Here is a 21,427-nt window from a genome sequence, read left to right as displayed (position 1 = left end):
CGCTTCGTGAATCGACTCGGCCGTTTGAGGGCGAGGCCGTTCTAAATTGCGCTTGCGACGGACGAGCCGTCGCGCTCTCGGATGGCGGGGTGGATGCGTCGGATCGAAGGATGGTGGGCCCAGGAACAGAAGACCAAGATTAAGTCAAGCTTACCTCGGGTCTATCGGCTCAAGCGTGCTAATCCCTATGGACGATACGATCGCTGAGAAGGTCCGCTCCGGAAGCCCCGACACAGAGAGGTTTGAGGATGAGAATGACAGGTCGGATTACGGGTAACTTCCTCCCCTGGAAAATCTTAGGTGTGATTCTGTTCGTGAGTCCGCCGGCCGTTCCCGGTGCGGAATCTCCCAACGCCCCTGCCCCGATTGTGGCGCCGAGCGAAGACGAGAGCGATCGCTCGAATAGCAATGGTGCCACTGCGAGCACTCCCTCGTCCGGGAATGCTGCGGCTTCTGATTCACCAACCCCCCTGCTCCTTCCTCCCGCGCCATCGATCTTGGACCCTGCGATCCGTCCGATCGACTTGAACACGGCGCTCCAACTTGCGGGGGTGCAGAACCCCAACCTGCTGATCGCCCGCCAGCGGGTGGTCGAGGCCGCCGCGCTTCGGCAGCTTGCGGCGGTCCAGTTCCTGCCCTCGATTAACCTGGGGATGAACTACGACACGCACACCGGCGTCGTGCAGCAGTCCAATGGAAACATCCTCTCCGTGAACCGATCGGCCGTTTATGTGGGCGCTGGCGCGAATGCCGTTGCGGCCGGCACGGTCAACATCCCTGGGGTGGTCTTGAGCGGCAACGTCGCGACCGTGGTCTACGGCTACTTGGCGTCGAAGCAGGTGGTACGCCAACGCGAGTTCGCCAGCCTGGCCGTCCGCAATCAGGCATTTCTCCAGACGACCCTCGCTTACTGTGCCTTGATGCGTGGCGAGGGAACACGGGCCGTCGCCATGCAGGTTCGCGATGATGCACGCCGCGTCGCAAAGCTGACGGCCGCCTACGCCGCCGCCGGGCAGGGGCGGAGGGCCGATGCCGATCGCGCGGCGACCGAGTTGGCGAAACGCGAGGCGGATTTCCTGGCCGCCGAAGGGGATGTTCTCATCGCGTCTGCTCGGCTCTGCGACGTACTCAACCTCGACCCGTCGATTCGGCTCCACCCGACGGATGCCTGGGTGACACCGCAGCCGATCATCCCCGACCCCATTCCGGTCTCTGAGTTGATTGCCCTGGCCTTGCTCCAGCGTCCTGAACTGGGCGAGCGGCGGGCCGCGATTCGCGAGACGCTCTTGATGCTCGAGGGGGCGAAGGTACTTCCTTTCTCACCGACGGTCCTAGTCGGCTTTAGTGCGGGGGGTATGGGGGGCGGAAGTAACCTTGTCCGCCCTATTTTCGGCGGGTTTGGCGGGAGAACCGACCTGGACGCCTATGCCTTCTGGACGATCCAGAATCTCGGTGTGGGCAACGTCGCGCTGATCAACCTGGCGCGAAGCCGCGTCGGTATCACCCGTTATCAAGAAGTCGCGGTTCTCGATCGGATTCGCGCGGAGGTGGCGGAAGCCTATGCCCGGACTCATGCCAGGTATGCGCAGATCGGCACCACGGAACAGGCGGTTCGCAGCGGAACCGACGGATTCCGCGCCGACCTCATCCGGCTCGAGGGGACGGTTGGGCTCCCGATCGAGCTGCTCGATAGCATGAGGCTCCTGGCTCGTGCCCGCTACGAGTACCTTGCCGCGATCGTCGACTACAACGAGGCTCAGTTCTCGCTCTATGTGGCTTTGGGGCAGCCCCCGGCGAATGCGTTGGCTCGTCCCGTTCCAACCGCCGGGGTCGTTCCAGCGGGCGATCCGATCCCGACTCCCGCCAACCCGGAAGGGTCGCCTCAACCGGAAAAATTGCCGAACCGAGCTGCAAGCCCGGTCCCACTGGCCACGACGTCCGTCAACATCCGTCCTCCCGGTCCGCCCCTCACGCAGGCAGGACGCTGATTGGGGCGAAATTCGGATAACCAAGGAGGGGACGAGAATGTTTTCAGACTCACGATCAAGAGCCATTGCCCTTCGGAAACGATGGCGGCGGACGGCCAGCTTGACGACACTGCTTTCGGTCCTCGTTGCCAAGGATGGGGGATCGGCTGAGGCGGGGTTGGGGGCAACTCCTTCACGGATGGCCAAGACGTCGAGCGCTCGGGCCGTTGGCATCGCGACGGTCGTGCCCAAACGTAATGCACCCGGTTCACTTCTCCTGCCGACGTGGGGAGAAGCGACGACCGACGCACGATCCAGGCGTCCCCTTTCCCACGATTCCAAGTTTGATCCGAAACTCAGACCGACGACCTCAGCCGACCCTAAGATCCCCGTGGTCGTCACCCCGCCGGTCGTTCCGCCGCCGGTGCAGACGTTTCCCGTTGATCTGACGACCGCGTTGCGACTCGCCGAGGTCGAGAATCCTGAGATTGCCGAGGCCCGGCAGCGGATTCTTGAAGCCACCGCGCTTCGACAGGCGGCCTACGCACTGATGCTCCCCACGCTCAACGGGGGCCTTTCCTATCACGGCCATGACGGCAACTTGCAGCGTTCCGCGGGACATACTCTAGCGGTGTCGCAGCAGGCGGTTTACGTCGGCGGAGGGGCCTTCCCAACAGCAGCAAATCCGGTTGCGGTTCCGGCGGTGACGATTGCCAGTCAATTGACCGACGCGATCTTCGAGCCCTTGGCGGCGCGTCAGAACGTCGCGCGCACTCGGTTTGCCGCCGCTGCAACCGCCAATTCTGTGCTCCTGGATGTGTCCACCCTCTACTTCGAGCTGGTAGGGGCCGAGGCTGCGCTCCAGTTACGGCGAGAGACCGAGTCGGAAGCCAAGGAAGCCGCTCGGCTGACAGCGGCCTACGCTGAGTCGGGCCAAGGTTTCGTCTCGGATGCCGATCGCGCGGCCACGCTCTCCACCTTGATCCACCGCGCGGTGGAGCAGAGCGAGGAAGAGGTTGCCGTTGCTTCCGCGCGGCTCTCGAGGCGTTTGCATCTCGACCCGGTCGTCCGAGTCCATCCGGTTGTGCCGAGTGTGGCTCCGATCGCGCTGATTGATGCGAGCAGTCCGGTGGAGGAACTCGTCCGAGTGGCCCTTCAAGGCCGGCCGGAGATGGGCGATCGGGCTGCGGCCATCGGAGTTGCGGAGACGCGATTGAACCAGGAAATCGCCCGTCCTTGTCTCCCTACGGTCTGGCTCGGTTTCAGCGGCGGTGTGGTGGGGGGGGGAAGCAACCTTGTTCCGCCGTTGGTGGGGAATTTCGCCAGCCGGACCGACTTTGATGTGCGTCTCTTCTGGACGCTCCAGAACCTTGGTTTAGGGAATCTATCGCTCCAGAAACAGCGTCGGGCGGCAATCGGGCAAGCGATGGGTGAGCAGTCTCGGACGATCAACATGATCCGACGGGAGGTCGCTTCTTCAAGAGCATTGGTCCTGGCCACTCGGCAGCGGGTCGATGCCACGAGGCATCAGCTCGAGACCTCGGAAGCGGGATTCCGCGCCGATCTCGACCGACTCCGAAATACGGTAGGTCGGCCGATCGAGTTGACGAATAGTTTGGAGTTGCTCGCCCAGGCACGAATCGATCATGTGCGCGCGATCATCGACTACAATCAGGCGCAGCTCCGACTGTTCGTGTCGTTAGGATCGCCGCCGCCGCTCGATCGCCCGGCCACCGAGCCGCTTCCAGCCGCGCCGGTCGCCTCACCCCCCCTGCCCTTGGTCCCCGTTCGTTGAGTGGACGAGGCGAAGGGCATGTTCGCTCGAGACTACTTGAGTTTCGAGCCGGGGGCGGCAAAGTCAAGCCAGTAGACGGGGTAGACGCGGGTCACTTGCTGACCATAGGGGTCGATCGCCAGGAAGTTGTAATTCGTCAGGCCCTCTTTGTTGCGAACCTTGATTGCAAAATTGCCTTGGGCATCGGCGGCGATGACATCACCTTGGAACGAAAAGTCGCCGACCCCACTATCGGTGAAGATGAACGTGCCTGGGGTCGTATGTCCCAGGATCGTGACGTCCCTGTGGTGAGTCTTTCCACCGGACGTCTTGGGTGTCGGCCCTTTGGCCGCATCCTCGGGGGCCAAGGTCAGAAAGATGCTGAGAGGGACCTTCGGCGTGAGGGGCTTGAGGTTTCGAAGTAGAAATCTGGCATCGCCCTGTCCGATCTGTCCGTTCTGATTCGCGTCGGCCGATGGGAGATAGTTGGTGTTGCGGTATCGCGAACGAAAGGTGCTCAAGAACGCCTTCTGGTCGGCGAGAGTGACTTGCCCGTCGCCGTTGAGGTCTCCCGGTAGTGTCGCGCTGAGCTGGAACCCACCCGTTGTCCCCGCTCGTCCCGTCACCCTTGATGTGAGCGGACCAGCCTGACCGGTGCGAATGTACGCGTGTGTTGACCTCTGCCGTCCACGCCCGGCCTGAATCCCCTGGTGCACGGGGAGTGGCTCGCCGGATGGCCCATGAGCGTGTGTGACCGCTGGGAGCAACGAGCTTCCGTTGTCCGGCCTCACCGTCTCGCCGATGATGATCGAGTGACGGTGGTTGATGTTCCTGGCCGAAACCGGGACCGAAATCTCGGCCGGCTTCCGAGGAGCTTGCACCTCACCTTGGGCGACGGCCAGCGTGTTGGCGGGAACGTCTGCGCTCAACGCAACGCGTGGTTCGCAGGTCTCCAACAGCGGCCGAAACTGAGCCTTGGTCGAAGACAAGGACTCTCCTCCTTGAAAAAAGAGAGGGAAGGGGTATTCCATGTCCGTGGAAATACCAATGGAGAGTTTGCCCCATGAATCGACTCTGGTCCAATCGGAGGAGCCCTCTTTTTTCTCCGGTCAGCTCGGAAAAGACGACCCGCGAATCTCGCACGAACTCTCCAGTCCTGGAATCAAAGAGAGTGTGTGGACTGCTTGGAGGTCGGTGATGCCCTCCCCCGTATCCCTTGATCTGTTTTCTCCAGCTTCCCACGCTCCGCTTTTGGCTCTGCGAATCCTGTTGCATGGGCTGTGAGGAAATTGCCGATCTTTTTGTTGAAGGAGGATTCCAGAGCAGTCAACCAGGGTTGGCTGAACGGTAGGAACACTCTTTCTGCGTGCCCCGTTCCCAGGGTCTCCCCGTTTGTCGATGCAGGTATCCAATGCGCAGATCCGGAACGGAGTCGAATTCACTGAATCGTCGGGAAGCCAGATTTCGCAGAGGGTTGGCGTTTTTAGTTTTGATGTGCGTATGTGTATGGGGCGTCGGCGGGCTTGCAGCTCGTTCTTCCGTTCGAGCGGACTTGGTCTATTTTGCCAAGGGCGCGGAGGCCCAGGTTCCGGTGACGACGGACGGGGCGAGCATTCGAATCGACATCCCCGGCCGATCCTTTGAATTCCTCAAGGACGATTTTCGAGCGATCGTTCCCGGCCATTGGCCGGAACGTGAGTGGAAGGCGAGAGAAGCCGTTGCACTTGCGGGAGGAGCCGAAGCCCGAGCAACGGCCGCGTGGTGGGCACTGGAGAATGGACTCACACCGCAAGCCGAATCGATGCTCAAGTCGGCTCATCAAGCGGATCCCGGTCACCAACCGACCGCACGAATGGTCGCGGTCTTGGCACGCCTGGCGAAACCGTGCCCGGACCCCGATCTCGAGCCACTCCTCCGCGCACTCGGCGGGGCGAGTGAGGTGGCCCGAGGTCCTCACGTCGTCCTGGTCCATCAGCACACGGCCGAAGAGGCCGCCGAACGGGTGGATCTCCTTGAGCGTGTGGTCACGACGTACTACCTGCTGTTCGCGGCTCAGGGAATCGACCTCGCGCTGCCGGACCATCGGTTGGCCTCGGCCTATTTCTCAGAACACAAAGATTACCTGGCGTATCTTCGGGCCGAGAATTTGGAGACCTTCCGGTTGACCAGAGGCTATTTTCACCCGACGTTGAATGCCGTGTTGGCGTACGACGCGCGGAGCTCAGGGGCTTTGAAGCAATCGGGTGAGCCGCTCGCGACGAGGCAACGTGAACTGGCTGCCTGGAAATCAACTCTCGAGCGACTCCCCAGCGGCCGCCGTCTTCAGATCCAACTTCGGGGCGAATCCCCACGCACGATGAGTCGGGGCCAGGCCCAGAAATACCTTGAGGAACTTCAACGCGACCTCAGTCGGCAACAACTCCTTCTCGAGCTCGATCGACGTTCCATCGATCTAGGCACCGCAGCCCATGAGATGGTGCATCAACTCGTGGCTTCAAGCCGCCTTGCGCCCCACCACGACGATTTCCCCCTCTGGCTCCACGAGGGTTTCGCCGCCCAGTTCGAGGTGATCCGTGGTGGCCGCTGGGCCGGCGTCGGCCGTGCTCACGACCTTCGCCTGCCGGACTGGCGGGTAATCCCCCGGCGCACCTCCCTGCCGCTCTTGCTCGAGGACCATGGCTTTGGCCGAGGTTACCAGCGTGATTCCTACGCCCAAGCCTGGGCCCTGGTTTTTTATCTGCGTAAAGAACGCCCTCAGCAATTCCTCACTTTCCTGGACTTACTCCGTGCCCCCGACACCAGGGCCTCTCGCTCAAAAAATCGCTCCGCATCCGCGTTTCGCCTCGCGTTTGGAGACGATCTCGAGAAACTTCAAAACGACTGGCATGCCTTTCTCGATGGTCTGAAAACACCTCTTGAGGAGAGCAGGAAGGACGCGACTTCGCTGATTCCGAAACCTGGAATTTCAAAGCCCAATTGACAGATTGAGTTCAGCTGCTAATATTCTGTTCTGCACGACGAGATGAGACGGGGCGTAGCTCAGCATGGCTAGAGCGCACGGTTCGGGACCGTGAGGTCGGAGGTTCAAATCCTCTCGCCCCGACTGCTTCGGATTGCGAAATCCCGCAAGTGGTTGCTAAAACGACCACTGGCGGGATTTTCATGTTTCATTTTGTTCTGTATAACAAGATGAGACGGGGCGTAGCTCAGCATGGCTAGAGCGCACGGTTCGGGACCGTGAGGTCGGAGGTTCAAATCCTCTCGCCCCGATTGAACACAAATTCTGCCGAGTCCTGAACTTAGGATTCCGGCCTAAGCCGGGCAGTGCGGCACAGAAACCTTGCCCGATCCGGTAGCCTACCAGATAGTGGTCATGGGGCTTCGCTCCCTATCTCCCTCCTGGCTTCACAAGCCTACTCCCACGGCACGATCCGCCGGTTGAGTACGTATGTCGTTCGGGCGGGGCGTGCCGAACAAATGGGAAATCAATCGCTCACGTAATCAATTCCTGACCGACGGGCGGCGAATCGCGCGAGTGCTGGTCCAAGGAAAAGCACAACGATTAAACGGACGGTCTGCAAGCCCATGGCAAAGGGCATGTCAACGTTCGTTGATGCTGCGATGGCAATCACCGCATCAATCTCTCCCGGGCTCGTGGCGAGGTAGGCCGTGAGAAGTTCGGTGGAGACGACGCGATGGAAGATGATTGTGGCCGCCCCACAGAAGACGATCAAGCATGGCAACCGAAGCCAGGATCAATGGGAAGGATTAGGCGGCCTGAGCCAGCCCGCTTCGCGTGAACCCAAGACCGATGCTCCAGCCCAGCATCGCGAACGTTCCCACAAGCAGCCAGCGGGGTAGGTCGATTTCCCCATCTCCTCAGGTATGAAGGATCGACACGACCACCATCGGAACGATCAGAGTACCTGAAGGCATTCTCACCCAACGTGCGAGCGTCATTCCGAATCGCGCGATCGCCAAGGTCTCGGTAAGCGGCAAAAAACGCAGGGCCGGAAAGTAGACCTGATCGGCCTGGATGTCGCCTCTGATCCTCCTTGAACGAAAGGGCTGTCGAGGATGAGATCACCGCGATTCACAGCAGGATGTGCTGCATCGTGAAATTGTGCAGCTCGGTGGACAATCTCGATGTTGAATCTTCCGTGATGACAATCTTATCGCCCCGTTACCAGGCGTCGTGTGCCGTCGATTCGACGCCGAAGTTGGTGGCGACCTCGCCGAGGACGATGGTCCGCGCGCAGCGTCGGCGAAGCTGAAGGTCGAGCACTGTGCCGTAGAAAGCTCCCCATTGCTGCTTGGTAATTTATTGATTCAACAAACACTTTCAAAAGAAAGCAATCGTTTTAATATTGTCCCGGTCTTGTTTCGATCGTGGCTAAAAAAATGCCGATTTTTGAAAGCGAACCTTGAGTGAGGTTCCTAACTCTTAAACTTGGGAGGGTGGTGTAGATAAGGGTTACTTACCTTGTCACGGTCGAGGTCGCCGGTTCGATTCCGGCCAGTTCTTCGGGACTGTAGCTCAGTGGTAGAGCGCGAATGTACCTTTATCGCAGCTTCCCCCTCCTACTGAACTATTGTGCGGTGGTGCAGGCAAGGGTTACTTCGATTGTTAATCGAGAGGTCGCGGGTTCGAATCCCGCCTGGCAGGGCAACCCGCCGGTAGCTCAGCGGTCAGAGCGCTATGTACCTTTGTCGCCAATTCCCCGTACGGTTTGGTCTCCGCAACAGGGTGGTGGCGCAGGTTCGGGATTCTTCAGCGGGAGAGCGTGACCTCCGGGGCGAGAATGCCGTGGGGTCGAATTCCACTCGATCGCTCAGGAATTTCCCTTACGTGCTTATTCCTCCCCCCTCGTTATCGTAATTTATGGGTGCTGATATGGCTGCACTGAACCGAATTCAGAAGGAGTTCACTCACGAGGGCGCTCAAGCCGCTCGCATCGATCCATTCGCCCAACTCGAACGTTCGGTCATGTCCTGTCTCCTGTGGGAATCGGAATTCTACGAGAATGGGGAGACGATCGGTCAGCGGATTGCGGAACTGGTGAAGATCGTCCCCGCCGAGGATGTCGCGCGCATCGCGATCCAGGCGAAGGAGGACATGCGCCTTCGCCATGTCCCGCTCCTGCTCGTTCGCGAGTTGATGCGGACGAAGGAAGGCCGCGCACTGGCCAAGGATCTGTTCCCCCGCGTCATCCTTCGCCCGGACGACATTACCGAGTTCCTCGCCATCTACTGGAAGGACAACAAGGATGAGCCACTGGCCAAGCAGGTCAAGAAAGGGTTAGGTGATTCTTTCCGTAGATTTGACGAGTACCAGCTCGCCAAGTACAACGGTGGCCAAAAAGCAGTGAAGCTGCGCGACGCCATTCGGATCACGCGCCCGAAGCCCTTGAATGAGGCGCAAGCGGAACTCTGGAGAAAGCTTGTCAAAGGCGAACTTGCCACGCCGGATACGTGGGAAGTTGAGTTGTCCAGGGGCGGCGACAAGAAGGTCGCGTGGGAGCGTCTGCTGCGCGAGGCTCGGCTCGGTGGGCTCGCCATGCTTCGCAACGTCCGCAACATGACGAAGGCGGACGTGGAGGTGGAGGCGATTCGTACTGGTATCCGTAACGTGAAGACAGGACGACTTCTCCCAATCAACTTCATCGCCTCGGCGCGACACAACCCCCGCTTTGAACCCGAACTGGAGGTCAAGTTCCTCGCGTGCTTCGCCGAACGCGCGAAGCTGGCCGGGCACACGGTCATGCTCGTGGACGTCTCGGGCTCGATGGAGGCGGCATTGTCCGGGAAGTCCGAATTGACCCGCATGGATGTGGCCTGCTCGTTGGCGATGATCGGCCGCGAAATGTTCGAGGAGTTGCGTGTATTCACCTTCTCTAACAGCCTGGTCGAGGTGCCAGGACGTCGAGGCTTCGCCCTGCGAGACGCAATCACGAATTCTCAGCCCCATGGAGGCACGGAGCTTGGGAAGGCGGTCAGCGAACTGCCGACTGGTGACCGATTGATCGTCATTACCGACGAGCAGAGCCATGATCCGGTACCGCAGCTCAATGGCTATCTGATCAATGTGGCAAGTCACCAGAACGGCGTTGGTTATGGCCGATGGCTTCACATCGACGGTTGGTCCGACAAGGTGTTGGATTACATCGCCAAGTACGAGGCCACCTGTGGGAAGGACGCCTGACGATTTGCGGTGAATCAGCGACGCATCGCGGAACGGGCGGGCAGACGAGGCCCTCCCGACTCTTTTTGGGAGTGATTCCTCTACGGTCCGGCGCAAACCGCCCAGTGGACTACGGCATGTTTTGTTTGAACTTTGCGCGACAAATTCAATAAATAGGGCATGATAATGTGAAAATTTTTTTTGAATGATGGGAACATGGTTAGAGTCATGGGTGATGCCCGACGAAGAATTTCATTGAGGCGCCGTCTCAGGAGGTGTAGATTGGCCTTCGTCTCGACCCATTCCAAGGAGGCCCCTCCCGTGACGAGAATCAACCGGTCATTCGCCGCTGCACTTCTGCTGGCCGTTCCCACCGTTGCGAATGCCCAAGACGCGAACGGCCCCGTCAAGAAGGCCCCCCGCCCTTCGATCTACGACGTGAAAGCCGACGCCGATGAGCAGATCAAGGTCGCGACGGCCTTGGCGCGACGGGACGCACGTCGGGTGCTTGTCATGTTCGGTGGGGACTGGTGCGGGTGGTGCCATAAACTTCACGGGCTTTTCGCTTCCAACGCGGAGATCCGCGGGTTGCTCGCGGATGAGTACATCCTCGTGATGGTCGATACACAGTCGCCCCACGCGGAAGCCCTGCTGGCCAAGTGTCGGGGCGACCTGAAGGGGGTGGGCTACCCATTCTTGGCCGTTCTCGACGGTCAGGGCAATGTCGTTACTCGCCAGCAGACGGACCCCCTTGAAGAGGGTGACCATCACGACCCAGCCAAGGTGAAGGCTTTTCTTGAGGAATGGGTTGCGCCGAAGGTGGCTGCATCGAAGGTATTCGAAGAGGGGTTGGCGAAGGCGTCGAGCGAAGACAAGCTCGTCTTCCTTCATTTCGGGACCCCTACCTGTGGTTGGTGCCACAAGCTCGAAGCGTTCCTTGCTCGCGAGGACATGGCCCCGATCTTCGCACGCGACTTCGTGGACACCAAGCTGGATCTGTCACGGATGATTGGGGCCGATGAGATCCTCGAAAAATACACTCATGGGAAGGCGGGCGGCGTCCCCTGGTTCGTATTCCTCGATGCCAAGGGGAAAGCGGTTGTCACTTCCGACGGCCCCAAGGGGAACATCGGCTACCCTGCCGCGCCCGAGGAGATCGCGCACTTCGTCTCCATGCTCAGGAAGGTTGCGCGGAAGATGGACTCCGCACAGATCGATGCGGTCGAGGCGGCCCTCAAATCCGAGGCCAAGCAGATCGAGGCTGCACGCGGGAGCGTCACCCGGTAGGCTTTGACGACGGAATGGAGCGGTGACGAACCCCTCCTGGGCCAGTGCATTTCTCGTGTGCACTCGACTTTGTCAACGCGCGGGGGCCGGCCCTCTGGCTTTGAGGCTGCAATTTCTCGGCGAGAGGGCCCACATGCCAATCAAGTTGAAGTATGAAATAGTAAAAATGATCTGTGTCAAGGATCATGATTGCATGATGCCGGATCAAGGATTCGTCGTTCGACAAAGCAATGCTTCCTAGTCGACAAACACCTATTGCAAATAGAATATCCTATTTATCATGCGTAATTTTACTGGCTTGCTTCATGCATTGTCTTCTTTTGCTGAAGCATCACTCAATGAGAGTTTTCGCGATCGGCCTTATTGCGTTTCTATTCAGCCTGCTGGCTTTTTTCCTTTTCCGAAGGCGATCGCCGCAATCGACGTTCTGGGCGGGATTTGCAATAGGAGGCACCTTCTTGATGTTATTTGTGATGCCTTTAGACTCTGAATTTGCCGCTCATCGCCCCTTGTTCTCGCTGTGCTGGATTTTCGACCCTTGCTACACTCGGTTTTTTTCCTGAAACTCTTCTGAAACGCGAATGCGTTCTCGAGAAAATGTGCCTCTGTTCGAGTTGTCTTGCGGATTACTTCGAGGAGCATAAGGCTCGGTTCTGTGTCGCCGTGCATACGGCGACAACCTTGGTCGCCGCGATTCTTACGGGGATGGGCGCTCGATTGCTGACGGGGGGAAACCGAGGAATCATCGACGCTTCTCCCTGATCCCGACGATTTTCCGAACGGATTCAGTTTTTCTTGACGGCGAGAGTTACGGCCGGCTTGCTGGAGGATGGAGGCGACCCAGGGTGGTCACGCCCTAGTTTGGTGATCTGTAGCGATTAAAAATACAACGATTCGTTTGTGGTCTTGTCGGCGTTCATTAAAGCCAGCAAACGTCTCACCAGAGTTTCTCATGGCCTACAATATCCCCGCCCACATCGAGATTCATCCGCTCACTCTGTTTTTTACAAAGCCGGTCATCCTGATGCTTTTATTAACTCAGGGTGGAGATTACCCGCGAGTACTGGAACAATGGTACGTCACCGCTCCCCCTGAAGAGGGCTCGGATCAGTGGTTCGCAGCCAACGCGGATGTGGATCACGAGTGGGTTGTGACTCCCGGCGACAACGGACCACGAGTCCATAAGGGGGGGCTCCGAAAAGAAAATCCTTCCTCGCTGCCCTTCGCGATTCAATCGGGTTCTGCAAAGGAGGGGCTGTTCGGCGAGCGGACGATCGCGAAAGTCGATGATGGATGGATCGTCGGCTTCAACGCGGGCGAGTTCGGAGCGGGTCTTTGGTGGTTTTCGCCTCACGGTGATCGACGTTACCAGATCTCGGACGACCACATCATGGGTTTGATTCCGACGAGTTCAGGACTGGTCGGAATTGAAGGGTTGGTACACGGCAGCGTCTCGAAAGGTCGGGTGGTACGCATCTCCCGAAAGACGGACGGTCCGTGGAAAACCGAACCTCTGCTCGACCTTGGACACGCTCCCCAGGTTGCGACGAAGGATGCCGACGGCTCGCTGGTCGTGGCGACGACCAGGCGATTGCTCAGGATCTTCCCGGCTTCGAAGAAGACCGTCGTCATTCTCGACAAGGCGTTTTGGGGGGGACTCTACCCGAACTCGATGGTGATCGCCCCGTCGGGTACGATCTTCTTGGGCATGCGCCACGGGATCGCCAGGATCGAGCCAAAGGGCCGGGCATCCAGGGTCTCCTGGTTGCTGCCGGATCAGAGAGCCGCGGACAACCAGGGAGAGGATCGGTTCAAATAAAAGTTGCGGCGGCAACCTGGGAACGCCCCCACGTTGGTCAAGACGAACCACTTCCTCCAAGGCTTGAATCCGGGATGGTAACCGTTCATGGTCGCGCCTGGTTTCAGGGTGTGAGTTTCCGACTCAGCGTGTGTCGCGGATGGCATAAGCGGCTCCTCGTGCGCGGGTGATTGGGGGGCGGGCCACAGGGGAGTGTCGGCACGCGCCGGCCAGCACGCGCTCGGCGACAAGGTGACTGCCCAGGCAACATGCGACGGTCCCCAGGCCTGGCCAGGTGCTGTCGCCGACTAACCAGTAGCCGGGTATGCCCAGATTGTGCGGAATGGCGTGCTGGTTCGAATTGGCGAGGGTCTGCCTCACGCCGCCCACCGCCCCGCGTGGTCGTCCGGTGAACCGCTCGTAGGTCCTTGGAGTGGCGATTTCGCGTACAAGAGAGGTCTGGCCCAACTCCGGATAGATTCGCCTGGCCAGTCTGATGAGACGCTCGCCGACCTCATGCTTGCGTTCCCGGTATCCCTCGGGTGTAAGTTTCTCCCACGGCTCCAACTCGCAGTGCGTCGAGATCATCACTGCGCGGTAGCCCGCCGGGGCGCTGTTGATATCACTATGAGCGGAGACAGAGACGAACATGGACGGGCCGGCAAAAAGTCTGGCAAACTCAGCTGAGGGCGCTATGCTATCTGCATGATCACCATTCGCGATCACCAGACCGGCGATCTCTTCGATCCCTGGGACCATCTCGGCGGCAAGCGTCGCCAACTGCTCGAGCGGTCCTGGGCCAGCGTCTTCCGGGATTACCTCCTCGAGCACTTGCCCGTCGGCGAACTCATCACGCGGTTCTCGCGGCAGCTCGGACGCCCCACCAAGGACCTCCACATGGTTCTCGGGGCACTGATCCTTCAGCAGCTGCACGACTTGACCGATGCCGCTACTGTCGAGGCCGTCGCGTTCAATATCACCTGGCAATACGCCCTCGACATCAGGGCAGAGTCCGACGCCTACCTCTGCGAACGCACCCTGAGAAACTATCGCCAGTGGCTCATTGAGAAGGGGCTGGATCAGGTCCTCTTCCGCTCCCTGACCGATCAACTCATCAAAGCTGTCGGCACGGACACGAGCAAGCAACGCCTGGATTCCACTGCGATTCAATCGGCGATGCGCGGCCTGACCCGGCTCGGGATCATCGTCGAATCGATCAGTAAGTTCCTCCGCGAACTTCGCCGTTTCCATCCGGCCTTGCATGCTCAGGTCGACCCGGACTTGGTCCGCAAGTATGTCGATCGCGAGGGGAATGCTTGCTTTGCCTCCACCAAGCCGAGCGAGTCGAAGCGACGGCTGCCCGAGGCCGCTACGGACCTGCTGGCCTTGGTCACACAGCTTCGCGGGACTACGGCTCTTGAACTCCCGAGCTTTCTGATACTCGACCGTGTACTCTCCGAACAATGTGAAGTTAAGAACGATCCCGAAGCCGGTCCCCAAGTCCGGGTCAAAGAACCTAATGAGATGCCTTGCGGCAACGTTCTGAGCCCGGCCGACCCCGATGCGTCCTACAACGCCCATCGAGGTGTCGGCTTTCTGGTCCAGATCATGGAAACCTATTCCGACGTCGAAGACGACCCCACGGGGACGGCCCCTCCCCCACCGCCCGACCTGATCACGCACGTCGCCGTCGGTCCGATGAACGTTCACGACGGTTCCTCGCTGGAACCTGCGCTGGCCGATACCGACGCGCGCACGATCAAACCCGAGGTTGTGCTGGCGGACTCGCATTACGGCTCGAACGAGAACCTCGAAAAGGCGAAACACCAGGGAGTCGATCTGGTTTCCCCGTCGATGCCACCCAAAGGAAGCAAGCAAGAGAAGCTGACGCTCGAAGACTTCGAGCTCGATGAGCACGGCCTGGTTGTCCGCTGTCCCCAAGGGCACGTCCCCATCACAACGAGCGCCAGTGCTGACAAACTCCAGGTGTGTTTCGAGGAGGCGACCTGCGCAGCGTGCCCCTTTCATAAGTCGTGCTGCGCCTCGGCCGTGGGTCGCAAGGAGTCTCGTTACCAATACACATATGACCGAGTTCGCCAACGATTGCGCCGCCTTCACAACCATTCGGACGAGTTCAAGGAGCGTTATCGCTGGCGTTCGGGGATTGAAGGGACGATGTCCCGATTCAAATACCAGATGAGGATGGCGTCGCTCCGAATTCGTGGCCGGGCAGCCGTCAGTTATGCGAGCTTCTTGCGTGCCCTCGGTCTCAACATTCACCGGGTTGCGGCCTACAAGGCCGCTCTTGAGTAGGAGCCGAGCGTTTTTCGCTTGGAGGGGCCGATCCGGCCCCCTTTGGTGCCCCTGAGACGCGTCCAGTCGAGGTGGCGATCGGCGACGCGATCATCGCGAAAAAACCGTCGGTTCGAAAATCCGGTCAACGGCCGCGTTCACTGCGAGCCTTTTTGCCGGCCCGTCGAACATGTTGTTTCCATCGCCCAGCGGCTGGGCGTAGTCGTGGAGGAGCTGATGGTGGGTGAACGCTTGACCGGCGACCTCACCCTCGGGGACGCCGAGGAAGACGACGGTGGCTCCGCCCATCGCGGTGGCATCGCGGCGGAGGTAAGGTGCCAATGCTTCAGCAACCGGTTCAGGACCAAGTCGAGCCGCCAGGGGGGCCGGGACGGCGGCGATAACCTGGCCGGCTGCAATGACACCGCGACGGGTCATGACCTGAAAGCCCCCCTCCTGCCCTTCGATTCGCTCAACCGGGCAGCCAACGCGCAACGTTCCGCCGAGCTGGCGGTAATGAGTGGTCAATCCGTGCCAGAAGCCGCGCATTCCACCTCGCGCCCGGGTTAGGCCCGCGCCCCGGATCGTGATCCCGAGCGCGGCGTTGATCAGCGGTGCCTCGTCCAGAGTGCTATGGACTGTGTCCTCGACTAGCATTGCCAGCAGGCCAACCAGGGCCTGATCCTGCTCCAGGCCATGTGCCCGAAGCGCATCGGTCATCGTCCAACTCAGGTAGCGGACCAGCGGCAACCCGCCGAGGCCGACCGCTTGCGTCGCGCGGATCGCATCGGCCACGCTCTGGATCGGAAGCCGGACCCCTTTCCGGCTGGCCTGCCAGAAGACGTCTGCCAACCGATCCAGGAGTTGCCAGAAGGAGCGGTGCGCCGGCGTGTCACCAAGGGCCTTCAGCCGCTCCCGGGACCAGGAGGTTGGGTCTCGGTGAAGCGTCACCGTTCGGTCGGGCAGCCAGGCGACATAACCGGGCAACACCTCGCCCTCGAGCGGCAACATCCCGACGCTTTCGAGAAATTCGCCACCGACGCCGCCGGGGCCGAAGTCGACGAGCGTGGTGGCTCCCACATCAAAGGAGAAACTCCGGCGTTGGAAGAAACCGGCGCAGCCGCCCGGCTGGCCGTGCGCCTCCAGGATGACCGTCGTGAGGCCGCTTGCCTGGAGCCGTGCCGCCACAGCCATCCCGGCAATCCCTCCCCCAATAATGGCCGCGTCGTACATCGCTCGCTCCCCTTCGTTTGGCACGCCCGTAATCGACCATCCGTATGGGGCGGTTACCGCGACCGGTCGTTGGCGTTGCCGCGAGCCAGCTCACACCGCTCTCGATTCAAACAACCGGAGTCGCCTCCACCGAATTAACCGCAAGCCGGGTAGCCCGCTGGCCCGCCCGCCAAGGTCGAGGCGAAAGAGGAACAAGTATCCGCTCGGCCGATGTACGGAAAGCCTGTGAAGTTTTCCAAGCCGTCTCTTGACATATTTGCTTCGGCCGCCGATATTCCAATAGAGTTCTTGGAAAATTCCGGGGGCAGCGAGCTTTGGTGTAAGCGACTTATGTGGAAGAAGACCCTGTGGAAAATGACCGCTTTCTCGGCCGCTCTCATCGGCCTGGTCGTCCTTTTCGGCAGCCTGTACTCATTCAAAGCCTACCGGGCCCGCACGGCCGCCGGGCCAACAGGTACAGGACCTGCTGCCACGCCAATTGCCGCCGTCGTCGCCCGGTCAGGGCCGCTTCCCGAGTACCTTGAGGCTATCGGTTCTCTTAAGGCGGTGCGGCAGGTTGTCATCGCCCCGGAGGTTGGGGGGATGGTGAAGGCGATCCATTTCGAGTCCGGCGGGACGGTTTCGGCGGGTGCACCGATTCTCCAGATCAACGACGGCCCCGACCGTGGCGACCTGGAACGATATCAAGGCCAGCTCTGGTACGCTGAGCGGGAGTTTGACCGCTCACAGCGGTTGATTGCGGCGACCGCTGTCTCCAAAAGCGAGGCGGACGCGACCAAGAGCCGGGTGGTTGAGGCTCGAGGGCAAATCGCCCGGACTGAGGCGGTGATTGCCCAGAAAAAGCTTTGCGCTCCATTCGCGGGCGTCCTTGGCATTCGCCAGGTCGATCAGGGGCAGTACCTCCAGCCGGGACAGCCGGTCGTTTCCCTCACGGATCTCGACGCGCTTTACGTCAACTTCACCCTCCCCGAACAGTCACTCCCGCGTCTGAATACCGGGCAGTCGATCGAGGTGCTCGTGGACGCATTCCCGGGGCAGCCGTTTCCGGCCGTCGTTTCCACCATCGAACCCCAGGTCTACGCGGAGAGTCGGACCGTTCCCGTGCAAGGTACGCTCGATAACCGTGACCATGTGCTGAGGCCAGGTATGTTCGCTTCGGTGCGGGTTGTTCTGCCGTCCGGACCTGACGTGGTCACGGTCCCTGAAACCTCGCTGGACCGCACCATCGCGGGCGACTCTGTGTTCGTCGTTCGCGCCAAGGGCAAAGGACAGGTCGCGGAACGGGTGCCCGTGAAGGCCGGGCGGCGCGTGGGGGGGCGGGTCGCCATTGCGGCCGGCGTCAAGGCGGGGGATCTGGTCGTCTCTTCGGGGCAGGTCAACCTCGCCCCCGGCTCCCCTGTTTCGGTCACGGACGCCGGCACGCCACCCGTCGGGAAGGAACTGGCGTCAAAAGGGAGTCAGCCATGAGGTTCACAGACCTGTTTGTTCGCCGTCCGGTACTGTCTTTGGTCGTCAGCCTCCTCATCCTGCTCATTGGGCTCCGTGCGGCTTCCATGCTTCCGGTGCGCCAATTCCCGCAACTGGAGAGCGCCACCATTACGGTGTCCACCACGTATCCCGGGGCCTCTCCGGATCTCATGCAGGGGTTCGTCACCGCCCCCATCTCTCAGAGCATTGCTACGGCCGACGGCGTGGAGTACCTCTCATCGAGTACGACGCAAGGCAAGAGCCTGATTCAGGCGCGGTTGCGATTGAATGCGAATTCCGACCGGGCGATGACTGAGGTCATCGCCAAGATTAACGAGGTCAAGTATCGGCTCCCCCGCGAGGTCAACGACCCGGTCGTTACGAAATCAACCGGCGAGCCGACTGCCGTGATGTACCTGAGTTTCGTCAGCGATGAGGTGCCCATCCACGCGGTCACCGACTCGGTCGTTCGATTGGCCCAGCCATTGGTTTCGACCGTGCCGGGCGTGGCGGCCACCGAGCTTCAGGGGGGACAGGGACTCGCGATGAGAATCTGGCTCGACCCGGCCCGGCTGGCGGCTCGTGGTTTGTCGGCCGGAGACATTGCCGAATCATTGCGGCGAAACAATGTGCAGGCCGCACCGGGACAGATCAAGGGAGCGTTCACCGTTGCCACCGTCTCGGCCGACACTGACCTGACCGGCGTGGAATCCTTTCGGCGGATGGTGATCAAGGCCGAGCCGGGCGGGAAGCTGGTTCACCTTGAAGACATCGCCGCCGTTGAACTCGGCGAGCAGAATACCAACCAGAGCGGGCTCTTCAACGGCAAGAAGGGGACCAGCCTGGCCGTTCTCGCCACCCCGACCGGAAACCCGTTGAACATTGTCCGAGACGTGAAGGCGATGCTGCCGGACCTTCAGCGAAACCTTCCCCCTGGGGTCGAAGTGTTCGTCTCCTACGACGTGGCCCGCTTCATTGATGCCGCCACGGTGGAGGTCCGTAAGACGCTCACGGAAACGGTGGTGATCGTCATCGTCGTCATCTTCTTGTTTTTGGGGTCGTTCCGCTCGGTGCTGATCCCTGTGGTGACGATTCCGCTCTCGCTCATTGGATCGGCTGCGCTGATGCTCGCCTTCGGGTTCAGCTTGAACCTGCTTACGCTCTTGGCGATGGTGCTGGCCATCGGCCTGGTGGTAGACGACGCGATCGTCGTGGTCGAGAATACGTACCGCCACATTGAAGAGGGACTGTCCCCGGCCCGAGCGGCCCTGCTTGGCGCGAGGGAAATTGTTGTCCCCGTCATTTCCATGACGATTACATTGGCTGCGGTATATGCCCCGATCGGGTTCCTGGGCGGCCTCACGGGGGCTCTGTTCCGCGAGTTTGCTTTCACCCTCGCCAGCGCGGTCATCATTTCCGGAGTCGTCGCCCTCACGCTTTCGCCAATGATGGCTTCGTTCCTGCTGTCGAAGTCTTCGACGCAAGGGTGGTTTCCCCGCCGTATCGAGGCTGTTTTCTCCGGCCTCACCCGCGTCTACGCAAGGCTTTTAAGGGCGTCCCTCAATAATCGAACGGTTCTCTTTGTGTTCGCGGCCGGGGTGTTTGCTGGGATCGGCTTCCTGTTCGCCGGCCTGAAGCGAGAACTGGCTCCCGAGGAAGATCAGGCCACGGTGTTCACCGTCATGAAGGGGCCGCAATACGCGAACCTCGCCTACACCGAAGCTCATGCCCGCCGCCTCGAGGCCCAGCTCAGGTCGCTCCCCGAGTGCCAAACGACCTTCTTTATCAACGGTGACGACGGTCAGAATCATTCCTTCGGCGGCATTAACCTGAAGGATTGGGACAAGCGGGATCGCAGTGCGCGCGTCCTCCAGAACATGATCCAGTCGGACGCGAGCCAAATCGAAGGTGAAAGTGTTTTCGCATTCCAGCTTCCCTCATTGCCAGGCTCGACCGGCGGCCTGCCAGTTCAGATGGTTGTCCGGAGCATCGCCGGTTATGAGGCTGTTTATGCGGTCATGGAGAAACTGAAGGACAAAGCCCGGAAGAGTGGCCTATTCGTGGTGATCGACAGTGACCTGCGGTACGACAACCCGGTCGTCCGAGTACGGATCAACCGTCTGAAGGCGAACGAGATCGGGGTCGACATGAAGGAGGTGGCTGATACCCTCGCGGTGCTGGTGGGCGAGAACTACATCAACCGCTTCAACCTCAACGGCCGGTCCTACGATGTGATCCCACAGGTCTCACAGGCCGATCGTCTGACTCCCGAGAGTCTGGGCAAGTACTACGTCAAGACGCGTAGCGGTTTCATGACACCACTGTCCACCGTGGTCGAGATTGGCATCGCCACTGAACCGAACCGGCTCACCCAATTCAACCAGCAGAATGCGGCCACATTCCAGGCGATTCCCGCCCCCGGCGTGACGATGGGGGAAGCGGTGGCCTTCCTTGAACGCGCGGCGAAGGATTCGCTGCCTCCCGGCTATTCCTTCGACTGGTTGGGTGACTCGCGGCAGTACGTCCAGGAAGGCAATCAACTCCTCGTCACCTTCGGGTTTGCCTTGGTTGTGATCTTCCTCGTCCTCGCCGCCCAGTTCGAGAGCCTTCGCGACCCGCTGATCATCCTGGTGACGGTCCCTTTGTCGATATTCGGGGCACTGATTCCACTGTACATCGGATACGCGACGCTAAATATCTACACGCAGATTGGGCTTGTCACTCTGATCGGGCTGATCTCCAAACACGGAATCCTGATGGTCGAGTTTGCCAATGAGGTACAGCGGCATGATCGACTCGACAGGCGGGCGGCGATCGAGCGGGCCTCGGCCGTACGGTTACGTCCCATTTTGATGACCACGGCGGCGACTGTCGTAGGCCATTTTCCCCTGCTGCTGACACATGGGGCCGGAGCGGAAAGCCGGTACTCGATCGGTGTCGTCCTCGTCATCGGCATGCTTGTGGGGACGGCCTTTACGCTATTCTTGCTGCCGGCGGTTTACACGGTACTGGCCAAGGACCACCGGACGGCCGCAAACTCGACACGGGCCAACGACCTTGCTACGGCCGATGCTTCCTTCATGGCTTTGAATAAAAGTCAACGTGGTCGCTCCGAAGTCCTTGATGTCGCCCGTGTTGCTGGGCATTAGGTTATGTATATTGAAATTGAGAGATTCTGGTTGTTTTGTTTGTTGTGGTGAATTGTGTGGAGGTCGGGTCGAGGAACCCAAGTCACTTCCCCTGAGGGTTTCTACGGCTGCATGTCGTTCACAAGCCGCTGGGGAGGCTGTCAAATTGCTGCAATCAGCGCTGTCTTGAATCCGGCATCGAGGCTTGGGGAGGCCAAGTCGTGGCACTGCCCGAAAACCAGTCAATGTGATTGTGGTTTTCATGCTCCTGCCGAGCTTTGTGGACGTGGGGTTTTGGAT

The 21,427-nt window shown here is 60.2% G+C and carries 14 protein-coding genes, 3 tRNA genes and 1 pseudogene; 13 read left to right on the top strand and 5 right to left on the bottom strand.

The window, feature by feature from the left end; all coding sequences use genetic code 11:
- Nucleotides 1–248 precede the first annotated feature (248 nt).
- Both SINAC_RS12575 and SINAC_RS12570 read left to right on the top strand, forming a co-directional pair.
- Complete coding sequence (locus SINAC_RS12575) at nt 249–1,988, top strand: TolC family protein (protein WP_154673700.1); 1,740 nt, start codon at nt 249–251, stop codon at nt 1,986–1,988.
- 100 nt (nt 1,989–2,088) lie between these two features.
- Entirely contained in the window at nt 2,089–3,762 is a 1,674-nt protein-coding gene (locus tag SINAC_RS12570) for a TolC family protein (protein ID WP_237722543.1), read from the top strand.
- A 32-nt stretch (nt 3,763–3,794) separates the two neighbouring features.
- On the opposite strand, the gene SINAC_RS12565 is transcribed toward SINAC_RS12570, so the two are convergent.
- The gene (locus SINAC_RS12565) at nt 3,795–4,730 is read right to left on the bottom strand and encodes a hypothetical protein (protein ID WP_015246017.1); all 936 of its coding nucleotides are present in this window, start codon (nt 4,728–4,730) and stop codon (nt 3,795–3,797) included.
- A 563-nt stretch (nt 4,731–5,293) separates the two neighbouring features.
- Between SINAC_RS12565 and SINAC_RS12560 the strand changes: the two genes are divergently transcribed.
- From SINAC_RS12560 to SINAC_RS12550, 3 genes are all read left to right on the top strand, one after another.
- The gene (locus tag SINAC_RS12560; RefSeq protein ID WP_020466250.1) at nt 5,294–6,721 is read left to right on the top strand and encodes a DUF1570 domain-containing protein; all 1,428 of its coding nucleotides are present in this window, start codon (nt 5,294–5,296) and stop codon (nt 6,719–6,721) included.
- Nucleotides 6,722–6,769: 48 nt separating this feature from the next.
- Nucleotides 6,770–6,844: transfer RNA gene (locus SINAC_RS12555), tRNA-Pro, on the top strand.
- Nucleotides 6,845–6,936: 92 nt separating this feature from the next.
- A tRNA-Pro gene (locus tag SINAC_RS12550) sits at nt 6,937–7,011 on the top strand.
- Nucleotides 7,012–7,226: 215 nt separating this feature from the next.
- On the opposite strand, the gene SINAC_RS41850 is transcribed toward SINAC_RS12550, so the two are convergent.
- Complete coding sequence (locus tag SINAC_RS41850) at nt 7,227–7,475, bottom strand: AbrB family transcriptional regulator (RefSeq protein WP_020466251.1); 249 nt, start codon at nt 7,473–7,475, stop codon at nt 7,227–7,229.
- Between SINAC_RS41850 and SINAC_RS40575 the strand changes: the two genes are divergently transcribed.
- Complete coding sequence (locus tag SINAC_RS40575; protein WP_168165330.1) at nt 7,411–7,602, top strand: hypothetical protein; 192 nt, start codon at nt 7,411–7,413, stop codon at nt 7,600–7,602. The genes SINAC_RS41850 and SINAC_RS40575 overlap by 65 nt on opposite strands.
- Nucleotides 7,603–7,834: 232 nt before the next feature.
- Here SINAC_RS40575 and SINAC_RS41845 read toward each other — a convergent pair.
- Nucleotides 7,835–8,062 (bottom strand): annotated as a pseudogene (locus SINAC_RS41845) (isochorismatase family protein); the annotation flags it as partial.
- A gap of 275 nt (nt 8,063–8,337) precedes the next feature.
- Between SINAC_RS41845 and SINAC_RS39830 the strand changes: the two are divergent.
- The 4 genes from SINAC_RS39830 to SINAC_RS12525 all read left to right on the top strand — a co-directional run bounded on the left by SINAC_RS39830 (nt 8,338) and on the right by SINAC_RS12525 (nt 13,028).
- Nucleotides 8,338–8,405 (top strand) — tRNA-OTHER (locus tag SINAC_RS39830).
- 230 nt (nt 8,406–8,635) lie between these two features.
- Entirely contained in the window at nt 8,636–9,943 is a 1,308-nt protein-coding gene (locus SINAC_RS12535) for a TROVE domain-containing protein (RefSeq protein WP_015246015.1), read from the top strand.
- Nucleotides 9,944–10,243: 300 nt separating this feature from the next.
- On the top strand, nt 10,244–11,209 hold the full coding sequence (locus tag SINAC_RS12530; protein WP_237722544.1) for a thioredoxin family protein: 966 nt from the start codon (nt 10,244–10,246) through the stop codon (nt 11,207–11,209).
- A gap of 952 nt (nt 11,210–12,161) precedes the next feature.
- Nucleotides 12,162–13,028: an SMP-30/gluconolactonase/LRE family protein gene (locus SINAC_RS12525; protein ID WP_015246013.1), complete on the top strand. Its 867-nt coding sequence runs from the start codon at nt 12,162–12,164 to the stop codon at nt 13,026–13,028.
- Between the two features lie 123 nt (nt 13,029–13,151).
- Here SINAC_RS12525 and SINAC_RS12520 read toward each other — a convergent pair whose 3' ends face one another.
- Nucleotides 13,152–13,658: a hypothetical protein gene (locus SINAC_RS12520; RefSeq protein WP_020466253.1), complete on the bottom strand. Its 507-nt coding sequence runs from the start codon at nt 13,656–13,658 to the stop codon at nt 13,152–13,154.
- 54 nt (nt 13,659–13,712) lie between these two features.
- Between SINAC_RS12520 and SINAC_RS12515 the strand changes: the two genes are divergently transcribed.
- On the top strand, nt 13,713–15,320 hold the full coding sequence (locus SINAC_RS12515) for a transposase (RefSeq protein WP_015246011.1): 1,608 nt from the start codon (nt 13,713–13,715) through the stop codon (nt 15,318–15,320).
- A 90-nt stretch (nt 15,321–15,410) separates the two neighbouring features.
- Here the strand turns inward: SINAC_RS12515 and SINAC_RS12510 are convergent, their stop codons facing one another.
- Nucleotides 15,411–16,532 (bottom strand): phytoene desaturase family protein, encoded by a 1,122-nt coding sequence (locus tag SINAC_RS12510; protein ID WP_015246010.1) that lies wholly within the window; start codon nt 16,530–16,532, stop codon nt 15,411–15,413.
- Between the two features lie 354 nt (nt 16,533–16,886).
- On the opposite strand from SINAC_RS12510, the gene SINAC_RS12505 reads away from it, so the two are divergent.
- Nucleotides 16,887–17,999: an efflux RND transporter periplasmic adaptor subunit gene (locus SINAC_RS12505; RefSeq protein WP_044147560.1), complete on the top strand. Its 1,113-nt coding sequence runs from the start codon at nt 16,887–16,889 to the stop codon at nt 17,997–17,999.
- Complete coding sequence (locus SINAC_RS12500) at nt 17,996–21,148, top strand: efflux RND transporter permease subunit (RefSeq protein ID WP_015246008.1); 3,153 nt, start codon at nt 17,996–17,998, stop codon at nt 21,146–21,148. The genes SINAC_RS12505 and SINAC_RS12500 overlap by 4 nt, the downstream gene beginning before the upstream one ends.
- The last annotated feature ends 279 nt before the right edge of the window (nt 21,149–21,427 follow it).

Origin of the sequence: Singulisphaera acidiphila DSM 18658 (assembly GCF_000242455.2) — a bacterium.
GTDB classification, from domain to species: Bacteria; Planctomycetota; Planctomycetia; order Isosphaerales; family Isosphaeraceae; genus Singulisphaera; species Singulisphaera acidiphila.
The sequence above is the reverse complement of the archived record's forward strand: the minus strand, read 5'-3'. Positions and strand labels throughout refer to the sequence as shown.